Annotated in this window: 17 protein-coding genes and 3 pseudogenes; 12 read left to right on the forward strand and 8 right to left on the reverse strand. The window is 58.2% G+C overall.

The annotated features are described in order from the left end of the window. The 3 genes and pseudogenes from YH62_RS30810 to YH62_RS21990 all read left to right on the forward strand — a co-directional run. Positions 1–106 (forward strand): annotated as a pseudogene (locus YH62_RS30810) (VapC toxin family PIN domain ribonuclease); the annotation flags it as partial. 73 nt (positions 107–179) lie between these two features. Then, positions 180–356, forward strand: coding sequence for a hypothetical protein (locus YH62_RS21985; RefSeq protein ID WP_245282151.1), 177 nt, complete (start codon positions 180–182; stop codon positions 354–356). Between the two features lie 444 nt (positions 357–800). Continuing rightward, positions 801–1,508: an AraC family transcriptional regulator gene (locus YH62_RS21990; RefSeq protein WP_245282152.1), complete on the forward strand. Its 708-nt coding sequence runs from the start codon at positions 801–803 to the stop codon at positions 1,506–1,508. Between the two features lie 649 nt (positions 1,509–2,157). Here the strand turns inward: YH62_RS21990 and YH62_RS30815 are convergent. After that, positions 2,158–2,423, reverse strand: a pseudogene (locus YH62_RS30815) (type II toxin-antitoxin system prevent-host-death family antitoxin). 211 nt (positions 2,424–2,634) lie between these two features. Here YH62_RS30815 and YH62_RS22000 point away from each other — a divergent pair. The 8 genes from YH62_RS22000 to recX all read left to right on the forward strand — a co-directional run bounded on the left by YH62_RS22000 (position 2,635) and on the right by recX (position 10,531). Next, on the forward strand, positions 2,635–3,387 hold the full coding sequence (locus tag YH62_RS22000) for a FadR/GntR family transcriptional regulator (protein WP_046796443.1): 753 nt from the start codon (positions 2,635–2,637) through the stop codon (positions 3,385–3,387). Between the two features lie 288 nt (positions 3,388–3,675). After that, positions 3,676–5,184: an ABC transporter substrate-binding protein gene (locus tag YH62_RS22005; RefSeq protein ID WP_082118455.1), complete on the forward strand. Its 1,509-nt coding sequence runs from the start codon at positions 3,676–3,678 to the stop codon at positions 5,182–5,184. Positions 5,185–5,253: 69 nt separating this feature from the next. Then, a complete protein-coding gene (locus YH62_RS22010) occupies positions 5,254–6,168 on the forward strand; it encodes an ABC transporter permease (RefSeq protein ID WP_046796444.1) in 915 nt (304 codons plus the stop codon). A 28-nt stretch (positions 6,169–6,196) separates the two neighbouring features. Then, positions 6,197–7,093, forward strand: a complete 897-nt coding sequence (locus YH62_RS22015; RefSeq protein ID WP_245282153.1) for an ABC transporter permease — start codon at positions 6,197–6,199, stop codon at positions 7,091–7,093. Beyond that, positions 7,090–8,769 (forward strand): ABC transporter ATP-binding protein, encoded by a 1,680-nt coding sequence (locus tag YH62_RS22020; protein WP_046796446.1) that lies wholly within the window; start codon positions 7,090–7,092, stop codon positions 8,767–8,769. Before YH62_RS22015 ends, YH62_RS22020 begins: the two co-directional genes overlap by 4 nt. Positions 8,770–8,828: 59 nt before the next feature. Next, a complete protein-coding gene (locus YH62_RS22025) occupies positions 8,829–9,239 on the forward strand; it encodes an MbcA/ParS/Xre antitoxin family protein (protein WP_046796447.1) in 411 nt (136 codons plus the stop codon). Next, the gene (locus YH62_RS22030) at positions 9,236–9,928 is read left to right on the forward strand and encodes an RES family NAD+ phosphorylase (RefSeq protein ID WP_046796448.1); all 693 of its coding nucleotides are present in this window, start codon (positions 9,236–9,238) and stop codon (positions 9,926–9,928) included. The genes YH62_RS22025 and YH62_RS22030 overlap by 4 nt, the downstream gene beginning before the upstream one ends. Before the next feature lie 48 nt (positions 9,929–9,976). Then, positions 9,977–10,531 carry a recombination regulator RecX gene (gene recX / locus YH62_RS22035; RefSeq protein WP_046796627.1) on the forward strand — a complete coding sequence of 185 codons (555 nt, stop codon included), beginning with the start codon at positions 9,977–9,979 and terminating at the stop codon, positions 10,529–10,531. On the opposite strand, the gene YH62_RS22040 is transcribed toward recX, so the two are convergent. Next, positions 10,518–10,985, reverse strand: a complete 468-nt coding sequence (locus tag YH62_RS22040) for a truncated hemoglobin (protein ID WP_046796449.1) — start codon at positions 10,983–10,985, stop codon at positions 10,518–10,520. The genes recX and YH62_RS22040 overlap by 14 nt on opposite strands. 133 nt (positions 10,986–11,118) lie before the next feature. Here YH62_RS22040 and YH62_RS30820 point away from each other — a divergent pair. Beyond that, positions 11,119–11,356, forward strand: a pseudogene (locus tag YH62_RS30820) (transcriptional regulator); the annotation flags it as partial. 27 nt (positions 11,357–11,383) lie between these two features. Here YH62_RS30820 and ugpC read toward each other — a convergent pair. From ugpC to YH62_RS22070, 6 genes are all read right to left on the reverse strand, one after another. Then, a complete protein-coding gene (ugpC, locus tag YH62_RS22045; RefSeq protein WP_046796450.1) occupies positions 11,384–12,469 on the reverse strand; it encodes a sn-glycerol-3-phosphate ABC transporter ATP-binding protein UgpC in 1,086 nt (361 codons plus the stop codon). An 11-nt stretch (positions 12,470–12,480) separates the two neighbouring features. After that, entirely contained in the window at positions 12,481–13,998 is a 1,518-nt protein-coding gene (locus YH62_RS22050) for a DUF5060 domain-containing protein (protein WP_046796451.1), read from the reverse strand. 27 nt (positions 13,999–14,025) lie between these two features. Continuing rightward, positions 14,026–14,901: a carbohydrate ABC transporter permease gene (locus YH62_RS22055; protein ID WP_046796452.1), complete on the reverse strand. Its 876-nt coding sequence runs from the start codon at positions 14,899–14,901 to the stop codon at positions 14,026–14,028. Next, positions 14,898–15,797 (reverse strand): sugar ABC transporter permease, encoded by a 900-nt coding sequence (locus tag YH62_RS22060; RefSeq protein ID WP_046796453.1) that lies wholly within the window; start codon positions 15,795–15,797, stop codon positions 14,898–14,900. The genes YH62_RS22055 and YH62_RS22060 overlap by 4 nt, the downstream gene beginning before the upstream one ends. A gap of 92 nt (positions 15,798–15,889) precedes the next feature. Then, a complete protein-coding gene (locus tag YH62_RS22065) occupies positions 15,890–17,128 on the reverse strand; it encodes an extracellular solute-binding protein (RefSeq protein ID WP_046796454.1) in 1,239 nt (412 codons plus the stop codon). 404 nt (positions 17,129–17,532) lie between these two features. Beyond that, the gene (locus tag YH62_RS22070) at positions 17,533–18,306 is read right to left on the reverse strand and encodes a DeoR/GlpR family DNA-binding transcription regulator (protein ID WP_046796455.1); all 774 of its coding nucleotides are present in this window, start codon (positions 18,304–18,306) and stop codon (positions 17,533–17,535) included.

Here is an 18,306-nt window from a genome sequence, read left to right on the forward strand (position 1 = left end):
CTACATTGCCGCCATAGCAGCAGCGAATGGTCTTGCAATCGCCACTCGCGACACAAGCCCGTTCGAGGCTGCTGGGTTGAAGGTGATCAATCCCTGGTCCCGATAACGACAGTGTGGATCCAGGTGTCGTAGGTTCGCATCCGTTCAAGAGCTGGGATATCCTTCTCGAAGGATGGGTGATGCACACGCCTGAGGTCGACACCATCGACTATGGTGCGCTCGCCGCGATTTACCGTCATGTCGAAAACAACTTCAGGGTGGGCGTCGGCTATAACTTCGGCCGTTTCTCCGATGACCTGAGAGACCTCACCCCCGACGATCAGGGCGTCTTCCTCAATCTCGTCGGGAAATTTTGAGCTGAAACATGCTTCCCGCCGTCGCCGGGAAGCATCTTCATTTCAGGGGACACTACCACGCCGGATGAAAGTACGCGACAGGTAGCCGGCTGCGGCGGTGGGCATGATTGCGTCGGCTCTGCCCGCAAAAATCCCGATCCGTTACAGAGCTGACGGAGATCTGTGGGATATTTGCCATGCGATAACCTCAAGGTGTGCGCATGCGAAAATTAGTAATGGTTTTAGCTACCGGGCGTTGCTAACGTTTCTATGCCGCTTGGGGGCGGCTTGTTGTGGGGCGGGTTATTCATTGAAATGTACAGAGATCTTGCAGACGCTGGTCTGCTGAGGCATGTGCCCGACGACGTCGGGCCGCGGAAGATGGCGTTTCGGGGTGGCGCGGTTCATTGGCGACAGCCACCGGGATCGCAGGAATTCCCCTCAACCGGACACAGTATCGCAATCATGCTGGCCGGCTCACCCAAATTCAGCTTCGCATTCGAATCCGAGCCCTATCGAACCTTCGATGTCACACCCGGCATGATCGCAGTCCGACCGTTTGGAGTAGAGGGGAAAGCCAACTGGTCGTCCACCACTGACGGCGTTGTTATTGCAATCTCGGCCGAAAGCATGCTCGAGCTTGCTGGCCAGGAGTTCGATCGCCCGGAAGTCAATTTGAGACCGGTTTCTTATACTGCCGACAACACGGCCTTGCAGTTCGCCAAAATGATAAAGGCGGAACTGAATCGGCCCGATCATTCGAACGAACTCTATCTCGACTCCCTCATAACAGTGCTGGGTGTTCACGTGCTTCGCAACTATTCGAATGCCGGAAAGCCGGAAAAGGTGGGCAAGGGTGGCCTTTCGGCGGCCGCTGCCACCAGGATCAGGGATTATCTGCACGAGCATTTCAGCCGGAAGCTGACCACGTCGGAGCTCGCCGCCATCTGCGGTCTTTCGCCGGGGCATTTCACACAGGCTTTCTCCAAAACTTTTGGCTGCCCGCCTTATCGCTACGTCCTGGAACGTCGTCTCGACTTTGCGGAAAAACTGCTCTCCGAAACGACGATGCCGGTGGCGGAGGTGGCGTTTCTGAGCGGGTTCTCAAGCCAAAGCCATCTCACGAATATGATGAAGACCCATAGGCATAAAACTCCCAGCCAGTTGCGTTAGCGGCCCGCCGGAACCTTACATCCCGCCAGATTCAAGCAGCTCCGCCCCGCGTCCCCCCGAGCCGGGGGCATTCCTGTCGAACTTTTTCCTCCCTTGGCATTCCCGACGAAGCTTCTACTTAGCTGGAGCAATGGCCGTTCAAATGACCATTTTAACGCCCATTGCTCCAGCTATCCCCCAAAAGGGGTAGCTCGCGTTCGGCACCCTTTCGTGCAATATAGATTGGGAACAAAGAGGAGAGGAACAGGTATGGCAAAGCCAACCTGGATATGCGCAGGGTGCGACGTACAGTTTACGACGCGCAAGATCGATGAGTGGCGTGTCCTGCGCGTCGAGATTACATCGATCGGTGAGACATCGCGTCTGAATGAGGCATTTGAACTATGCCCAGACTGCCAGCAGCGCATCGTAAGACTTGCCGATCCTCGAAACTGGCCCCGGCAAGGCCCCGAGTCCGCGGATGATGAACCCCAGATCGTTACGCTTCAGCCATGACGATCTGCTAAGCGCAAAGACGCCTGATCAACGGCAGGCGAGGAGCGCGGGAAGGTATCCACCACGGTTAGGGCGCATCTTAGCCATTCCACAACGCGAACTTCAGGGCGGGGCCTTGCCACCTCTGACCAAACGCTGGTGTCGAGCAGAAGTCTCACAGCGGCAGGTCACGTGGTTCGTCGCATTGGCGCTCAAGGTCCAGGTCTGCGCCGCGTAGTGGTGATTCCATCAGAAATTCTGCAAGTGTACCCTTGCATGCGATCTTCCTCTGCCACTCTTGGGCCGAGACCACGACGACGCTTGGCTTCCATTTCGGATAATCGTCTGCGGCGCGGACTGCGCACGTTCGATGATCTCAGGTAGTTTTGCTTTCGCGCGGGCGTCGGTCCAGCTTTCATCGTTATGCGTCGACGCCTGCATTCTTCTTCTCCTGACTAGAATGACCATTGTGACGATATAAGCCGGAATCGGCCGAGCTGTAAGTCGTTCAACGATAGGGCGGGAAGTTCAAAGCCCAGCTGCTTTCGTGAGATTGACAAAGCCTCTTGGTGTCTTTGTGCACTCCTGTTATAGAGATGGTATGATGGAGTGATTGTCATAATATGTCTATTCCAGATCTCCCGGAGGGCTTATGGCAGTCGCTGAACCAAAAACCTTTCGTCGTTCCTTGTCTTCCCAGGCTGCCGAAGCTCTCAGGAGCCAAATCGAGGCGGGCTATTATGCTCCAGGCGACAAGTTGCCTACCGAGCCGGCTCTTGTTGGCCGTTTCGGGTTCAGTCGCACGGTGATCAGGGAAGCGATTGCGGCTTTGCGGGCGGATGGTCTGGTGGAATCCCGGCAGGGAGCGGGCGTCTTCGTGTTGGGGCCGAGCCAGTCGGATGGCGGCTTGAAACTGTTCACCGGCAGAACCTGCAAAATCTCCGACATCATCGAGGAACTGGAATTCAGGATAGGCATCGAGGTGGAGGCGGCCGGCTTGGCTGCGCTCAGAAGTTCGCCAGCTCAGGAGGCCGAGATTCAGGCTCAGGTGGACCGTTTCGCGGCACTGGCGTCGCAGAACCTGCCAACGGACGACGCGGACTTCCAATTCCATATGGCGATTGCGGCAGCCTCCAATAATGGCCGGTTTCGCGCCTTTCTCGAGCATGTGGGGCGAAGAATGATCCCTCGCGTCAAGTTTCGGTCGGCTATGGGCGGCGTCGAACCGCTACCAAACCGTGACGAACCGATTCTTGATGAGCATCGGGAGATTGGCGAGGCCATTCTTGTCCGGGACCCGGACAGGGCGCGCGAGGCGATGCGGCGCCATCTAGTGACCGGTATCGAGCGGTATCGAGCGTTGAGGAATTCGCGCGACGATGGCGGAGGCGCCCTAAAGGGTTGACTCATCCTTATAGTCATCATACGACATTATGTCAGTATGTATGATGTCGTTGAAGGGCTGGTTGCCGCTCAATAAATTAAATGGCGCATAAACCTTCAGCGGCGGTGGCCAGAAGCATATCGGGAGGCTGTGTGGTTCACGGAACACGGCCATCGGTACGGCTGCCTTGGCAAGTCAGAGGTTGGAGGAAGTAGGAGATGCTACGCGCCGATTGGGGCGCTCTGGATCTGCAGGCGGAGCTTCCGCCCGCATTTGAAATCATCGAGTTGTACAATCGGGAGGAGTGCAATGAGAAAAATGAGCATCCGCGTCGTCGCCGGCGCTGTGTTTTTGGGGGCATCTGCAGCGCTAGCTGCGGCTCAACCAGCATCCGAAGTGCGCATCGTATTGCCGGAGCAGCCGGCAAACCTGGAGCCATGCGGCACGATCATCACCAATGTCGGCCAGATACTGAGCCAGAATGTGGTCGAACCCTTGACGGTCATCGACCCGACCAGCGGTCAGCCGCAACCGAGGCTGGCGACCGAATGGAGCCAGGTCGATCCGAACACCTGGCATTTGAAGCTGCGAGATAGCGTGAAATTTCACGACGGTACGGACCTTAACGCCGAAGCGGTGGTGTTTTCCATCGAGCGCATGACCGGCGGCAAGGTAACCTGCAGCAATATCGCCAAGTTCGGTGATGCCAAGTTGACGGTCACGGCCGTCGACGACCGGACGGTCGAGATCAAGTCGGACAAGCCACAGCCGATCTTGCCGACGCTTTTGAGCGTCGTCATGGTGGTGTCACCGAAGACGCCCGCTGACAAAGCAGTCAACGATCCGATCGGCACAGGTCCTTACAAACTCACTACCTTCTCACCCCAAACGGTGGTGTTGGAAGCCTTCGACGGCTATTGGGGTGAAGATCCGGATATAACCAAGGCCACCTATGTTTGGAGATCGGAATCTTCGATCCGCGCAGCCATGGTTGAAACCGGTGAGGCGGATTTGACGCCATCCATCGCCATCCAGGATGCCAATAATCCCCAAACGGACTTCGCCTATCTGAACTCGGAGACCACGGCGATTCGGATCGACACCGATTTCGCTCCCCTTAACGATGTCCGCATTCGCAAGGCTCTCAATCTTGCGATCGACTGGGAAGGGCTTGCGCAGCTATTCGGTGACGACGTCAAGCGTGCCTCGCAAATGGTGGTGCCCGGCATCAACGGCCACAATAGCGAATTTGAGCCCTGGGCCTACGATCCGGAACAGGCCAAGGCGTTGATCGCGGAAGCCCGCGCCGCCGGCGTGCCTGTCGATACCGAAATCGAACTGATCGGGCGCAACGGCATCTATCCCAATGGGGCGGAAGCCATGGAAGCCATGATGGCCATGTGGCAGGAAGCCGGTTTGAACGTTAAATTGACGATGCTCGACGTGGCAGATTGGCTGAGATACCTGCAAAAGCCATTCCCCGAGGGGCGCGGTCCCAATCTGCTGCAGATGATGCACGACAACAACAAGGGCGATGCCGCCTTTACCGTGCCCATCTTCTATCACTCCAACGGCAGCTATTCGACACTCCACGATCCGGCGCTCGATCAGGAAGTCGATGCTGCAATGGCGGCGACGGGTGAGGACCGCACGGCCAAATTCAAGGCGCTGTTTGCAAAGGTACGCAACGACGTCGTGGCAGACATACCGATGTTCCACATGATCGGATATACGCGCGTCGGCCCACGGCTTGACTGGAAGCCGGATATTACCACGAACAGCGAGATTCCGCTCGCCAACATAGCCTTGAAAGATTGACGAAGCAGACGCGGGAGTGGCGATCCCGCGTCGTTCTTTCCTCAGATGACAAATACCTAGGGGCGTTGAATGCTCAGTTATCTCGGGCGGCGGTCGTTCCACAGCCTTGTTTCAGTCCTTGGCCTGCTGACCCTCGTCTTCTTTCTCACCAGATTGACGGGAGACCCTTCCGCCCTCTATCTGCCGCTCGATTCAAGCATCGAAGCAAGGACGGCATTCGCGCGGCTGAACGGATTGGATCAGCCTATCTACTGGCAGTTCCTGCAGTATCTGAAGGACCTGCTGGATCTGGACTTCGGCCAATCACTGCGCCAAAACCGCTCGGCCATGGAAGTCGCGCTCGAGGCGTTTCCTCAAACGCTGAAACTGGCCTTCGTCGCAATGACCCTGTCGACGCTGCTTGCCGTGCTCGTCGGCTCTCTTGCCGCCGCTCGTCCCGGCAGCCGTTTCGACAGGATTGCCAGCATCGTGTCGTTGGGAGGGGCAAGCGCGCCCGACTTTTGGATCGCCATTGTCGGGATATTGATCTTTGCTGTCGGCTTCGAACTGTTGCCTACCTCCGGCACCGGCGGGTTTGCCTATTGGGTGATGCCGGTCTTCGTCCTGATGCTGCGGCCGTTTGGACTGCTTGTACAGGTGGTTCGGGGAACGATGCTCTCGGCCCTTGCCTCACCATACATCCGGACGGCGCATGCGAAGGGTATGGCGCGGCGGAAGATCATCTTTGGTCACGCACTACGAAATTCGCTGCTGCCGGTGATCACGGTTGCCGGAGACCTGGCGACCGGTTTGATTAACGGGGCTGTCGTGGTCGAGACTATCTTCGGTTGGCCGGGCATCGGCAAATTGATGATCGACTCCATCATCCAGCGGGACTTTGCTGTCGTGCAATCGACCATCCTCGTGACCGCCATCGCGATCTTCGTCCTGAACATAGCGATCGACCTTCTTTACGCAGCTCTCGATCCCCGTATCCGTTACTAAGGCTGAGATCATGGCTCTTGACGCACCTATGACCAGACCGAAAAGCCGCCTGCAGGTCGTCCTGATCTATTTGATGCGGGACAAATTCGCCCTGGCATCGGCTCTTTTTCTGGTCCTGCTGATATCATTGGCCATCTTCGGTCCTCTGTGGGTCGGTGATGAGGCCGGCCGGCTGGGTTTGCGCCAACGCAATCTGCCTCCGTTCGATTTCGAGCAGGGATGGCTCTATGTCCTGGGCGCCGATACACTCGGACGGCCGATCCTGGCGCGACTTATTGTTGGAGCCCAGAATACCTTGGCGATTGCCGCGGCTGCTGTCGTCTGCTCGATGACGATCGGCGGCGCCCTTGGCCTCCTCGCCGGATATTCCGAACGCTGGTACAGTCAGTTGATCATGCGTTTGGCGGATATCGTGATGAGCTTCCCGTCTCTCCTGCTGGCTCTGATCGTGCTCTATACCCTGGGGCCAAGTATCATCAATCTGGTGATCGTGCTGGCCATTACCCGTGTGCCGATCTATCTGAGGACGTGTCGGGCAGAAGTGCTCGAGTTGCGCGAGCGAATGTTCGTAAGCGCTGCCCGATCGATGGGGGCGGGCTCCGGGCGCATCCTCTTTAGGCATATCTCTCCTTTGGTTCTGCCGACGCTGATGACAATCGCCGCTGTCGATTTCGCAACGGTTATCCTGGCGGAGTCGGCGCTGAGCTTTCTCGGCCTCGGCATTCAGCCACCGGATTTCACCTGGGGCGCCATGGTGGCCAATGGCCGGGGTTATCTCACCACGGCGTGGTGGATCGCATTCTGGCCGGGGCTTGCCATCATGCTCACCACGCTCTCGCTCAACATCCTGGCGAGCTGGGCCCGCATGGTTGCCGATCCACAACAGCGTTGGCGCGTTCAGGCATTGAGAAAGGCGGCTCGATGAGCGCAGCACGCGACATCATTCTGGACCTCAAGGGCCTGACGGTCGATTTCCTCTCGGAGGAGGAGCCGGTCCGAGCAGTGGATTCAGTTTCCTTCCAGGTTCGCAGGGGCGAAACACTTGTCATTCTTGGGGAAAGCGGCTCCGGTAAGAGCGTCAGTACCGGCACCATTATGGGACTGATCGATTGTCCTCCCGGCGATATCGTCGCAGGAACCTGCAGTTTCGACGGCATGGATTTGATGTGCCTGGACGCCGAAATGCGAAGGGATCTCAATGGTCGACGCATCGCAATGATCTTCCAGGACCCGCTCGCCTATCTCAACCCCGTCTACACGGTTGGCAGGCAGATCGCGGAGGTCTTCGAGAGCCATGGTGACGCGGGTGAGGGAAGCGTTCGGGAGCGAGTGGTGAAATTGCTCGAACGGGTTGGTATCCCGGACGCTCGAAAGCGTGCCGATTTTTACCCGCATCAGTTTTCGGGCGGCCAGCGGCAACGGGTGATGATCGCCATGGCCATCGCGCTGAAGCCCGATATCCTGATTGCGGACGAACCGACCACGGCGCTCGACGTGAGCGTTCAGGCCCAGATTCTCGATCTGCTGCGTGATCTTCAGCGTGAGACCGGAATGGCGATAATCATGATCACGCACGATCTCGAAGTTGCGGCGGCCATGGCTGACCGTGTCATCGTGATGAATGCCGGCAAGATCGTCGAGGCGGGGAAAGCGGAGAATGTCTTCCAGGAGCCGAAACATCCCTACACCCGTCGGCTGATTGAAGCGGTACCGCATAGCCGACCAGCGGTGGAACGGCGGCGATCCGCCATACAAGGTGAACCGCTTCTGCGGGTGAAGCACCTGAGCAAGCATTATCTGCTGAAGGCTGGTTTTTTTGCGGAAAAACGGGAATTCCGAGCCGTTGACGATGTCAACTTTACGCTTCGTCGCGGCGAGACCCTTGGCATCGTCGGTGAGTCGGGTTCCGGTAAATCCAGTATCGCACGAATGCTGCTGCGGCTGAACGAGCCCACGGCTGGTAAGGCATTCTTCGCGGGAGAGGATATTTTCAAGCTCGAAGGACCGGCGCTCGGCAGGTTCCGGCGACGAGTGCAGATGGTGTTCCAGGATCCCTTCGGTTCGATGAACCCACGAATGGATGTCCGGACCATTATTTCGGAACCGTGGGCGATTCATCCCGACATTCTTCCACGCGCGCAGTGGGCCGGCAGGGTCGTCGAGCTGCTTGAACTGGTCGGCCTCAAGCCGGACCATGCAAACCGGTATCCGCACCAGTTCTCCGGAGGACAGCGTCAACGCATCGCCATTGCACGGGCTTTGGCCAGCGACCCGGAGATGATCGTCTGTGATGAGGCGGTCTCCGCGCTGGATGTTTCGATTCAGATGCAGGTGGTCGAGCTTCTTGCCGATCTTCAACGGCGCCTGGGTTTGGCCTATATCTTCATCACGCACGACCTGCCGATTGTCCGTCACTTTGCCGACCGAATTCTTGTCATGAAGCAGGGAAGGGTTGTCGAGGAGAATGAGACCGAAGCGCTGTTTGCGTCCCCGCAGCACGAATATACCCAGGCGCTGCTGCAATCGGTTCCAAGGCCAAAGTGGTTGCGGGGTGACGCGGCGCTTCAAAGTACGTCCGAGGGCGCCATACAGCAGGGGTGACCCGAAAAACTTGCCATATGGCAAAAACTCTCCTATTTTATGCCGAAAGGAGATTTGCCATGTTGCAGGAAATCCCGCGCACGGAAGCCGTTCCGGATATTCCGCAGATCACCACTCGCGAGGCGGAGGCGATGGTACGCGCGGTTATCAGGCTTTTTGAAAAATGGCAGGTATCCGACGCAGACGCCCGCGAGATACTCGGAGGGCTTGCCGCTCGCACCTATGCCCGGTGGAAAGCCGGTGAGCTCGGGCGCATCGACCGTGATCTCGCCACGCGTCTTTCACTGCTCATGGGTATCCACAAGGGGCTCCGCTATCTCTTTTCAGATCCGGAGCGAGGTTACACTTGGGTGAAGAAGCCGAACCAGGCCTTTGGCGGCCGCACCCCGGTCGAGGTCATGGCGCAAGGGGATATCTTCTCGTTGGCCCGTGTGCGAGCCTATCTTGATGCGGAGCGTGGCGGCTGGTGAACGATCGCCTTTCGGTCGTCCGCGTCCAGTGGCCCAAGGCCTGCCGGATCATCCGCTCCATCCACCCGCCCATCGACCTTTTCGAGGATATCGCCGAACCCCAGGATTGGGAGGCGCTGGTTTCGGCGGAATCGAAGACCAATCCGCGCATCTGGGATCATATCGGCAGGCTCGATCTGGTGCCGGCGGAACGGCGTGTAAGCGGGCCGGGCGCCAGCTACCTTATGGCTCCGTTCGTCCATATCAGCACCGATCGGCCAGGGCGATTCACCGACGGTACCTATGGGGTCTATAGTGCCGGCGATCGGGAGGAGGTGGCCATTCGGGAGGTGGCTCATCACCATGGAAGGGCAATGGCAAACAGTGGTGAGGAACCGGGATGGACTTCGCAATTCCGCATGCTGATCAACCGGCTCGATCTCGACCTGCATGATGCAAGGCCGCATAGCCAGTATCACGATCCGGATTCCTACAAGTCTTCGCAAGCATTGGGGCGGAGCCTGAGGGCTGGAGGAGCCAACGGCATCATCTATCGCAGTGTGCGCTGTCTGGATGGCGAATGCGTCGCGATCTTCTGGCCGGATCTCATGGATATTCCGGTGCAGGCGGATCATTTCGATTTTCATTGGGATGGAAGGCGGGTCGACAAGGTGCGCAATTGCCGGACCAATGCGATCTTCGCTCTTTAACTCATGCCGGCGCTCAACGATTCAGCCGTTTCGGAGTGTAGTTTGGACTTGGATGAAGAGACGCAGCAATCCGATGTGCCTACGGCGCGGATGTTCACATGGGCGCGCAACTCGGCGATCTACCGCCTTGAGCGCCGAATGCACACGGAAAAGCAGCTGTTCGACGGCGTTGCCCGCAAGGCACGAGAGAAATTCGACCCGATCAGCGAAGCCCAGGTAAAGGCATTGGCTGATTTCGCCGTGCAGTTTGCCTATGACAACAGGGCATTGGACGACAACGCCTATGCTGAAATCAGCACTCGAAGTGGCATGCGAGGCGGTAAGTCGAAGCGCGCGATCGCGCAGAAACTGTCGCAAAAGGGTGTTGCAAGGACCACGATCGCCGCTGCCGTTGCGGACGCGGACGACCTCTATGCGGCGGTTGTCCTTGCCCGCAAGCGCGCCCTCGGGCCGTTCCGAAAGGCCGATCTCGATGAAAAACGCAAGGCAAAGGAGCTTTCCGCCTTTGCCAGGGCGGGGTTCGGCTTCGAGATCGGCAGGAAGGTTTTCGAGATGTCGCTCGAGGATGCCGAAGAAGCGTTAGCTGCGGTCAGGAGCGTTTAAGGGCCGGATCGTCGAGCGCCGGATTGTAGAAAAGCGAAAGTGTCAGGCTTCTGGCGATACGCTCTGCTGTCGCCATGAACCAGGCCTTTGCCTCTTTGTTCGGGGCGATATCGTCGAGCGTCGCAGCAAACAGTTCGAGCCATTTCGGAAAAAGCTCGGGCGTCATGTTGGCAATGCCGAGATGGGCCTGAACCGGCTTGCCGCCATAGGCGCCGTTGCGGAAAGCCACGGCGGACCAGAAGCTCTTCATCTTCTCCATATGCTCGGGCCAGCGTCCCGAAAGCCTTGCGTCAAAGACGGGTCCGAGTTCCGGATGCGATAGTACGCGGCCATAAAACGTTTCGACCAGCAAGCCGATGAAGGCTTCATCAATGCCGATCGCCATCATCTCCGCATCTGCGCGTTCGCGGATCCCAGCGACATGGGCGGCGCGGCCCTGCAGTTCATTGTTCATTTCATACCCCGTGCTCTGCTGCTCTCATATAGTCGTGGCGGGCGTCGTGCCCAAGGCCGAACCGAGCAATTCCCGAGGTGTATCGAGGTGGCAAGCGTCTTTCCCGGCCTGCCTTCCCCATGTTCTTAGATCAGCCTTTCTGGAGCAGTCTCTGCGATCCACCGCCTTCGTTGCCGGTTCGATGATGACGGCGGAGAACATGGTGCCTTCGCTTTCCGCTACCCGGTCGTCCATGCGGGCGGCGGGCGTAAGATCGGCCGAGCTGGTCCCGCAGATGCTTGCCGGCCGTCCCAGCGGAAGAGATTCGTGAGCTCTGGCCCGTGGAGCTCATCTTGCGGGAATCCACCGCGCCCGCACCCGTCGAGGCGTGAGAAACGGCCTTGGGTCGATCTTTTTGACTAGGCCAGCTTGGCTCGGCTGACAGTGTCGTCGGTGAGACGCCTTTCGCTTGCCGCATCGAAGAAGTGAAGGTTCGGCGATGCAATCGAAATGGGAATTTGCTGCCCTGGCTCGAAGTCAACGCGATCATTGACGACGCAGGTGATTTCGATGCCTCCGATCTCGGCGAGGACATACGTCTCGGCGCCGGTCGGTTCGATGACCTTCACAACCGCCGCTGTGCCTCCTTCAGCATTGACGATCACGTTCTGCGGACGAATGCCGATAACGACTTCGCCAGCGTGTCCGCTTGGAACGGCCGGAAGCGCCAGACGTTCGCCTCCCGGCAGGCGCATCGATTGCCCCTCTATAGTGCCCTTAAGGAAATTCATCGACGGCGAGCCGAGAAACCCCGCCACGAACATGTTGGCGGGACGATCGTAGAGTTCGAGCGGAGTACCGATCTGCTCGACACGGCCTCCGCGCAAGACCACGATCCGGTCGGCCATTGTCATGGCCTCGATCTGGTCGTGGGTGACATAGATAATCGTCGAGCCCAGTCTCTGGTGGAGCGCCTTGATTTCCCCCCGCATCTGCACGCGCAGCTTGGCGTCCAGGTTCGAAAGCGGCTCATCGAAGAGAAAAACGTCAGGATCGCGAACAATGGCGCGCCCCATGGCGACACGCTGCCTCTGACCGCCGGACAGTTGCGAGGGCTTTCGCTGCAGGAGCGACGTCAGGCCAAGAACTTCCGCCGCCTCGGCCACCTTCTTCTGTATCTCGGCCTTCTTCACGCCAGAAATCTCCAGCGAGAAGCCCATATTCTGCGCAACCGTCATCTGCGGATAGAGCGCGTAGTTTTGAAACACCATCGCAATGTTGCGATCCTTCGGGGAGAGCGCGTTCACGATACGGTTCCCGATACTGATCCGCCCGTCGGAAATGTCCTCAAGTCCGGCGATCATTCGCAGAAGTGTGGATTTCCCGCAGCCGGAGGGGCCGACCAGAATGAGAAACTCTCCATCCGTGATGTCGATGGATACGTTCTGGATCACGTCCAGTGCGCCGAAGCTCTTGCGCAGATTGGAGACCTGAACCGGTGCCATGCTGCAACTCCTCAATGCTTCTTGCGGGGACGCACTCGTACCGCGAGATACGGCTTGCCCGGCAGTTTCAATCCAAACGCCGCCGCGAACTGGTTGGTGATGTGCGATCCTCCGGTAATGCGCTGCGGATGGACTTTCGGAAGTGCCGCCTTCTCCAGCGGCGTGATCGTCATATTCCAGACGTCGATCAGATCAATGTCCCATTCGCCGTCTTCCTCGGGCAGGCCAAGCGCCCACTCCACCGGCTGATGCTCGGAAAAATAGATATACCGCACATCACCGTCGCGGACTGCCGAGACGCGCTTGAACGGCGTGCCCCGTTCGAGCAGCGGGGTCAATCCGTTGACGGCATCCTCTTCGAGCAACCGGCGCAGGAATGCGATCCGGGGTGGCGCATCCCCGCGGAGCGTGCCGCCCTTTGCCCACCAGAGTTCGTCATTCTCGTGCATGAAGGTTTCACCATGGCCGATATAGCCGCCGCGGCAAAGCGTCAGCCAATACCGGTTGACCAGCTCATGGCCGTGGATATTGCCCCACTCCTTGGGAATGTTGCCCTCATATTCCGGTTCGTCATTGATAACCGGCTTGCCGTAGGCCTGACGCCAATCGAGAGTTTTCTTGACATCCCAGTTCTGGATGCAGACGTGGTCGACCCATGGCTTGCGGTGATCGTAATTCTTGTCCACGTCACCGTTGTGGATCGATTTTGGATGGCGAAGCGGATCGCCCTCCTCGATGATCTGGAAGAACCGGTCCCAGCGCTCCATCGGCTTGGTGTCCAGCAGGAAATCATATTCGTTCGCAAGTGACCACCAGACGTTTCGATAGGCGGCGATGCGGGCGACGATATAGCGGAGATAGCGGAAGTCCTGCTCCTCGGTCATGGTGCAATAGCCCCATCGGTCGTAGGGATGGAAGAGGATGATATCCGCTTCGATGCCCATTTCCATTAGACGTCCGATCTGCGTCTCGAAGTGCCGGAAGCTTTCGAAGTTCGGCCGATCCATGTCGTGGCTGCCGTCGGCGCGCTTCTCGTAGATGTCGTGCAGCGGTTCGTTGGTGTTGTAGATGTAGTCCTTGGGAAAAACTCCCATGCGGATCTTATTGAACGGCGCTGTCTTCAGGGTCTCAAGCGTCTGCTCTTGCAGTTCCATCGTCTGATGGGTCCAGGCATAGCAGGTCGTTCCGAAAGGAAGATAAGGCTTGCCGTCGGCATAAGCGAAATGAAACTGGTTGCGGACCCTGACAGGTCCATGGACCCCGTTCCTGGCTGGTCCGACCGACAGCGTCCCCTGGAGCCCGGAAAGCTCATTGGCGCTGGATGCGGTCACGAACCGCCATTCCCCTTCCGTGTCAGGGCAGAAACGCACCTTGTAGACACCGTCTCCGTCATAGAAGCCGGGCACTTTTATCTCACGGTTGTCGAGCGAGAATGTCGCGCCGAACGAAATGTCGAGATAGGGGTTGCCACTGGAAGGACCAGTTGCTGAAAATTCGAAAACGTCCCAGCGGCTTCGTTGCTCAGCCATAGTTCACTCCTCAATATGCTATGATGTTCAGCCCTTGACGGCGCCCGATGTCAGGCCGCTGACGAAGTACCTCTGGAAGATCATGTAGACGACGACGGCAGGGAATACGGTCATGGCGATGGCTGCGTTCAACTGGCCGTAGTCGGTCGAGAACTGTCCCTGGAAGGACATGAGCCCCAGCGGCAGCGTCCACATGTTGCGATCCTGAAGCAGGACCAATGCCATGGCGAACTCGTTCCAGGTGGAGACAAAATCCAGGATGAGCAGAGCCGCCAGGACCGGCAGGGAAATCGGCAGGAAGATCCTGCGGAAAACGGTCAGATGCGAGGCACCGTCGATGAGCGCCGCTTCCGACAATTCCTTCGGGACCGCTTTGAAGAAGCCGTGCAGGATGAAGACCTGATAGGGAACCCCGAACGCCAGGTAGGGCAGGATGACACCCGGATAAGTGTCGATGAGCCCGAAACCGTTCACCAGCGTAAAAATCGGTGCCAGCATGACCTGAAACGGGATCATGGCGCCGAACAGAAAGAACAGCAGGAGCAGCTTGCTGAACCGCAGTTTAATCCGCGCCAGCGCATAAGCGGCCATTGCCGAGAACATCAGCCCCAGCGGGACCTTGATGACGGTGATGATGGCGCTGTTTCGGAATGTCGTTGCGAAATTGCCGCGCTCCCAGGCGCCGGAGAAATTGCTCCAGGCCACGGTCTCGGGCGGCGTGAAGGCATTGGTCGCCATAATCTCTGCATTGGATTTCAGCGCCGTGAAGGCGATGAGCACGACCGGGGCAACCCAAAGCAGGGCAAAGACGACCAGCACCAGCCATAGAAGGATGAGGAAGGGATCCCGCCGGCGCTTTATCTCAACCGTATCGGTTTCAAGATGCGTTGTCATAACCGTCATTCGGCGGCTCCTTCATCGCGTTGCGACCAGCGCAGATAGGGGACGACGATCGTCAGGGTGACCAAGAGGAGAATGACCGAGATGGCGGAGCCCCGGCCGAAATCGAAGATCTGCATCGATTGCATGAACGCCCACAGCGCGAGCATCTGGGTCGATTGTGCCGGTCCACCACCGGTCATCCCATAAACGATATCGAAGGCCTTCAAGGACGAAATGGTCGACAGGACGAGGACGATCGCCAGCGTGACGCGTAGAGCGGGCAGCGTTACATGCCGGAAGACCTGCCACCGGTTGGCGCCGTCGATGCGCGCCGCTTCTACGAGCGAGCGGTCGACCCCCTGCAGGCCAGCCAGGAAAAGCACCATGGAAAAGCCGACATATTGCCAGGTGTAGGCGACGAACATGGAATAGAGGGCGATCTCACGGTCGCCGAGCCAGTCTTGGATCCAGGCCTGGAGGCTCAGACTTGTCAGTACCTGATTGAAAAGCCCGAAAAAAGGATCGTACATCCACCGCCACATCGTTGCGACCGCAATCGGCGCGATGATGACCGGAAGATAGTAGATCGCGCGCATCGGCACGCGACCGAAAAGCTGCTCGTTCAATCCGAGCGCGAGCAGAAGGCCGATCGTGGGCGGAAAGATGACCGCCAGGATCGTCCAGGTTATCGTGTTGCGCAGCGCAACCCAGAAGACGGTGTCGCTGGTCAGAATGTAGCGATAGTTTTCAAGACCGACCCACTCCCGTTGGGGGTCGAGACCGTTCCAATGCTGAAAGCTCAGGATGACGACCTCGATCATCGGCCAGATCGCGAACGTCGCATAGACGGCGAAGGCAGGACCGATCAACATGAGAGCTTGAGTCCGTGGGGACTGCATGGCTTTCGATTTCAACATGAGAGTTCCGCTTGTCCAAATCCCCGATCCCGCGTGCGGGTAGCGGTCTCCGCGCCGCATGTTGGACGCGCAGACGTCAGGTCGTAGCCAGCTTACTTGCGGTTACCGATGAAGGTCTGCATCGCGCCGGCCGCAGCTTGCGGCTCGAGCCTGCCGGCGGCGACGTCGTTGATGACGCGGAAATATTCTGTCGTGACATCCAGGGGAAAGGCCTGATCGCCGTTGACGAAGGTGCCCGTCGCCTCCGCGAAGATTTCCGTCCATTCCTTATGCATGGCGGATGCGTCGTCCTTGAGCTTGACCTCCTTGTTCACGGAAAGAGCTCCGAAGACGCCCGCGATTTCAGTCTGGAACTCGGTGGAGGTGAAAGAGTCGATGAATTCCGCCGCCAGATCAGGCTTGCTGGTTTTGGATGAGATGTAGAAATACTCGGCGAAACCATAGAGGCGACCTGTGCCGTTCGGGAACGGAAAGACCCCGTAATCGTCGAGGTTGCCGCCTTCCTTGATCTGGGACACCAGCCAGTCGCCCTCGAGCATCATCGCCGCGCGCTTCGCCAGGAACAGGGTGAAGGATTGCTTCTGATCGACACCCATGAATGGTGACAGGATGTAATTCTGCCCCCACATCTGCATCTCGGCGAACGCTTTGGTCGCGCACTCCGTCTTGCTCCAGTCTGCCTGCAGCGATTTCAGTTGGTCGTGCAGCTCCGCGCCGCATGTGGTCTCCAGGAGCTCGTCCATCAGACGCATGAGATGCCAGTTGACGGAACCCCCGAACGTGAAGGCTGGAATGCCCGCTTCCTTCAGCTTCTTTGCGGCCTCGACGAGTTCCTCATAGCTCTTGGGTTCTTCGGTGATGCCGGCCTGCTCGAACATGGCTTTGTTATAGTAGAGACCCTCGCCGGAGAAGCGGAAGGGCACGCCATGTTTGCCGGATCCATAGCTGCTTGCAAAGGCAAGAGAGGGGGCGGTCAGGCGGTTGTCCCAGCCATATTGGGAATAATAGGGCGTCAGGTCCCTGCTCAGGCCAGCCTTGACGTATTCACCGCCAAGACCAAGCCCGGCCCAGCTCATGTAGACATCGGGTCCCTTGTCGGAACCAGCGGCGACCCGCAACGCAGTCTTGTGTTCGTCGACGCCGCGCTGAACGATTTCAACATTCACGTCGGGATGCGATTTTTCGAAGCGCTCCGCAGCGGTCTGCAGCGCTTTGACCTGGGATTCGGCGGAATAGCTGATGATCCAGACCGTCAGATCTTCAGCCTGTGCCGTCCCTGTGGTGGCGATGGCGAGCGCGGATACAGCCAGTAGCCTCTTCAAAGTCTTCACGTGGATCTCCTCCCGTAGATCGTACAAGCCTTCGCGAGAGACTATTCAGATATTTTTGTTTGATGTCAAATTCTTTCGAATGATTTTGTTTGGCGCCGAAAATGCCAGCGTCGGCCTCGTATTTCCCCGAGACTCATTTCGCTTCGATATCGATAGTTTCGTGAATTGCGAGCTGGGTAACTCACCGTGGAGCAGCAAAATGCCGTCGCGCTGCGGCAAGCAGCACGAAAAACGGGTGCCAGGCAGCAATCACCGGATTGATCTCATAAGCATGCCGTCAGCTTGGCTCATCCGCACTTGGGAATGGTCCAACCTCCGTGCTGGGCACAGCGGAATTCGGCCTCTGCTTGAATGCAATTCTCAAGCAGGGTGCAAGGAGAGCATGCAGTTGGGGGTGATAGGCGCTACTTTGCTATCAATATTTCTATGCCGCGCTTTTCGAATTCCTTTGCATCCCGGTCGGCGATGCCATCGTCCGTGATGAACGAATTGATGACGTCGAGCGAGCCGAGGCGCGTGAACGACGACCGGTTGATCTTCGTGGAGTCAGCGACGAGATAGACGTGTGCCGCAGCCTTGATCATCGCTTCCTTGAGCTGAAGGTCCGCGAAGCTCGGATAGGTCAGTCCGGCATCGAGGGCGACACCGGCGGTCGCCAAAAACAGTTTGCCGGCAAAGATGTTGCGGAAATACTCGACTGATTTGTCACCGGAGAGCGAAAGCGTCGGCGATTTGAATTGGCCGCCCGGCATATGCACTGCCATCGTTGGCACGGATCCCAGTATGATGGCGATGTTCAAGGCGTTGGTGATCACCGTGAGGTCGCGCCGATTGGTCAGCCGCGTGGCGATTTCGGTTGTCGTTGTTCCGGCGTCGAGGATCAGCGTCTCGCCGTCCTTCACCAGGCTTGCTGCAAGAGCCCCAATCCGGCGCTTCTTGTCCATGTTCTCCTGGTGGTGGAGCGTCATGCTTCCCGCTTGAGGCGGGGCGGTGTTGAGATAGGCGCCGCCGTGCTCGCGGGTGATGAACCCGTCGTTTTCGAGTCTTTCCAGATCTTGCCGGATTGTCGCTTCAGATACGCGGAAGGCGCTGGCCAACTCCCGGACGCGGGCGGAACCTTCCTCCTGGAGCCATTCGAGAATACGGCGGCGTCTTGGCTCGGACAGGAGTCCGACCAT

The organism is Rhizobium sp. LC145 (genome assembly GCF_001005825.1).
In the GTDB taxonomy this organism is placed as follows: Bacteria; Pseudomonadota; Alphaproteobacteria; order Rhizobiales; family Rhizobiaceae; genus Neorhizobium.

Coding starts and splice junctions, on each gene's coding strand:
- YH62_RS22000 (WP_046796443.1), top strand. CDS start 2,635: ATGGCAGTCGCTGAACCAAAAACCTTTCGTCGTTCCTTGTCTTCCCAG.
- YH62_RS22060 (WP_046796453.1), bottom strand. CDS start 15,797: ATGTTGAAATCGAAAGCCATGCAGTCCCCACGGACTCAAGCTCTCATG.
- YH62_RS22010 (WP_046796444.1), top strand. CDS start 5,254: ATGCTCAGTTATCTCGGGCGGCGGTCGTTCCACAGCCTTGTTTCAGTC.
- ugpC (WP_046796450.1), bottom strand. CDS start 12,469: ATGGCACCGGTTCAGGTCTCCAATCTGCGCAAGAGCTTCGGCGCACTG.
- YH62_RS21985 (WP_245282151.1), top strand. CDS start 180: ATGCACACGCCTGAGGTCGACACCATCGACTATGGTGCGCTCGCCGCG.
- YH62_RS22015 (WP_245282153.1), top strand. CDS start 6,197: ATGACCAGACCGAAAAGCCGCCTGCAGGTCGTCCTGATCTATTTGATG.
- YH62_RS22005 (WP_082118455.1), top strand. CDS start 3,676: ATGAGAAAAATGAGCATCCGCGTCGTCGCCGGCGCTGTGTTTTTGGGG.
- YH62_RS22040 (WP_046796449.1), bottom strand. CDS start 10,985: ATGAACAATGAACTGCAGGGCCGCGCCGCCCATGTCGCTGGGATCCGC.
- YH62_RS22025 (WP_046796447.1), top strand. CDS start 8,829: ATGTTGCAGGAAATCCCGCGCACGGAAGCCGTTCCGGATATTCCGCAG.
- YH62_RS22055 (WP_046796452.1), bottom strand. CDS start 14,901: ATGACGGTTATGACAACGCATCTTGAAACCGATACGGTTGAGATAAAG.
- YH62_RS22070 (WP_046796455.1), bottom strand. CDS start 18,306: ATGGTCGGACTCCTGTCCGAGCCAAGACGCCGCCGTATTCTCGAATGG.
- YH62_RS21990 (WP_245282152.1), top strand. CDS start 801: ATGCTGGCCGGCTCACCCAAATTCAGCTTCGCATTCGAATCCGAGCCC.
- YH62_RS22050 (WP_046796451.1), bottom strand. CDS start 13,998: ATGGCTGAGCAACGAAGCCGCTGGGACGTTTTCGAATTTTCAGCAACT.
- YH62_RS22020 (WP_046796446.1), top strand. CDS start 7,090: ATGAGCGCAGCACGCGACATCATTCTGGACCTCAAGGGCCTGACGGTC.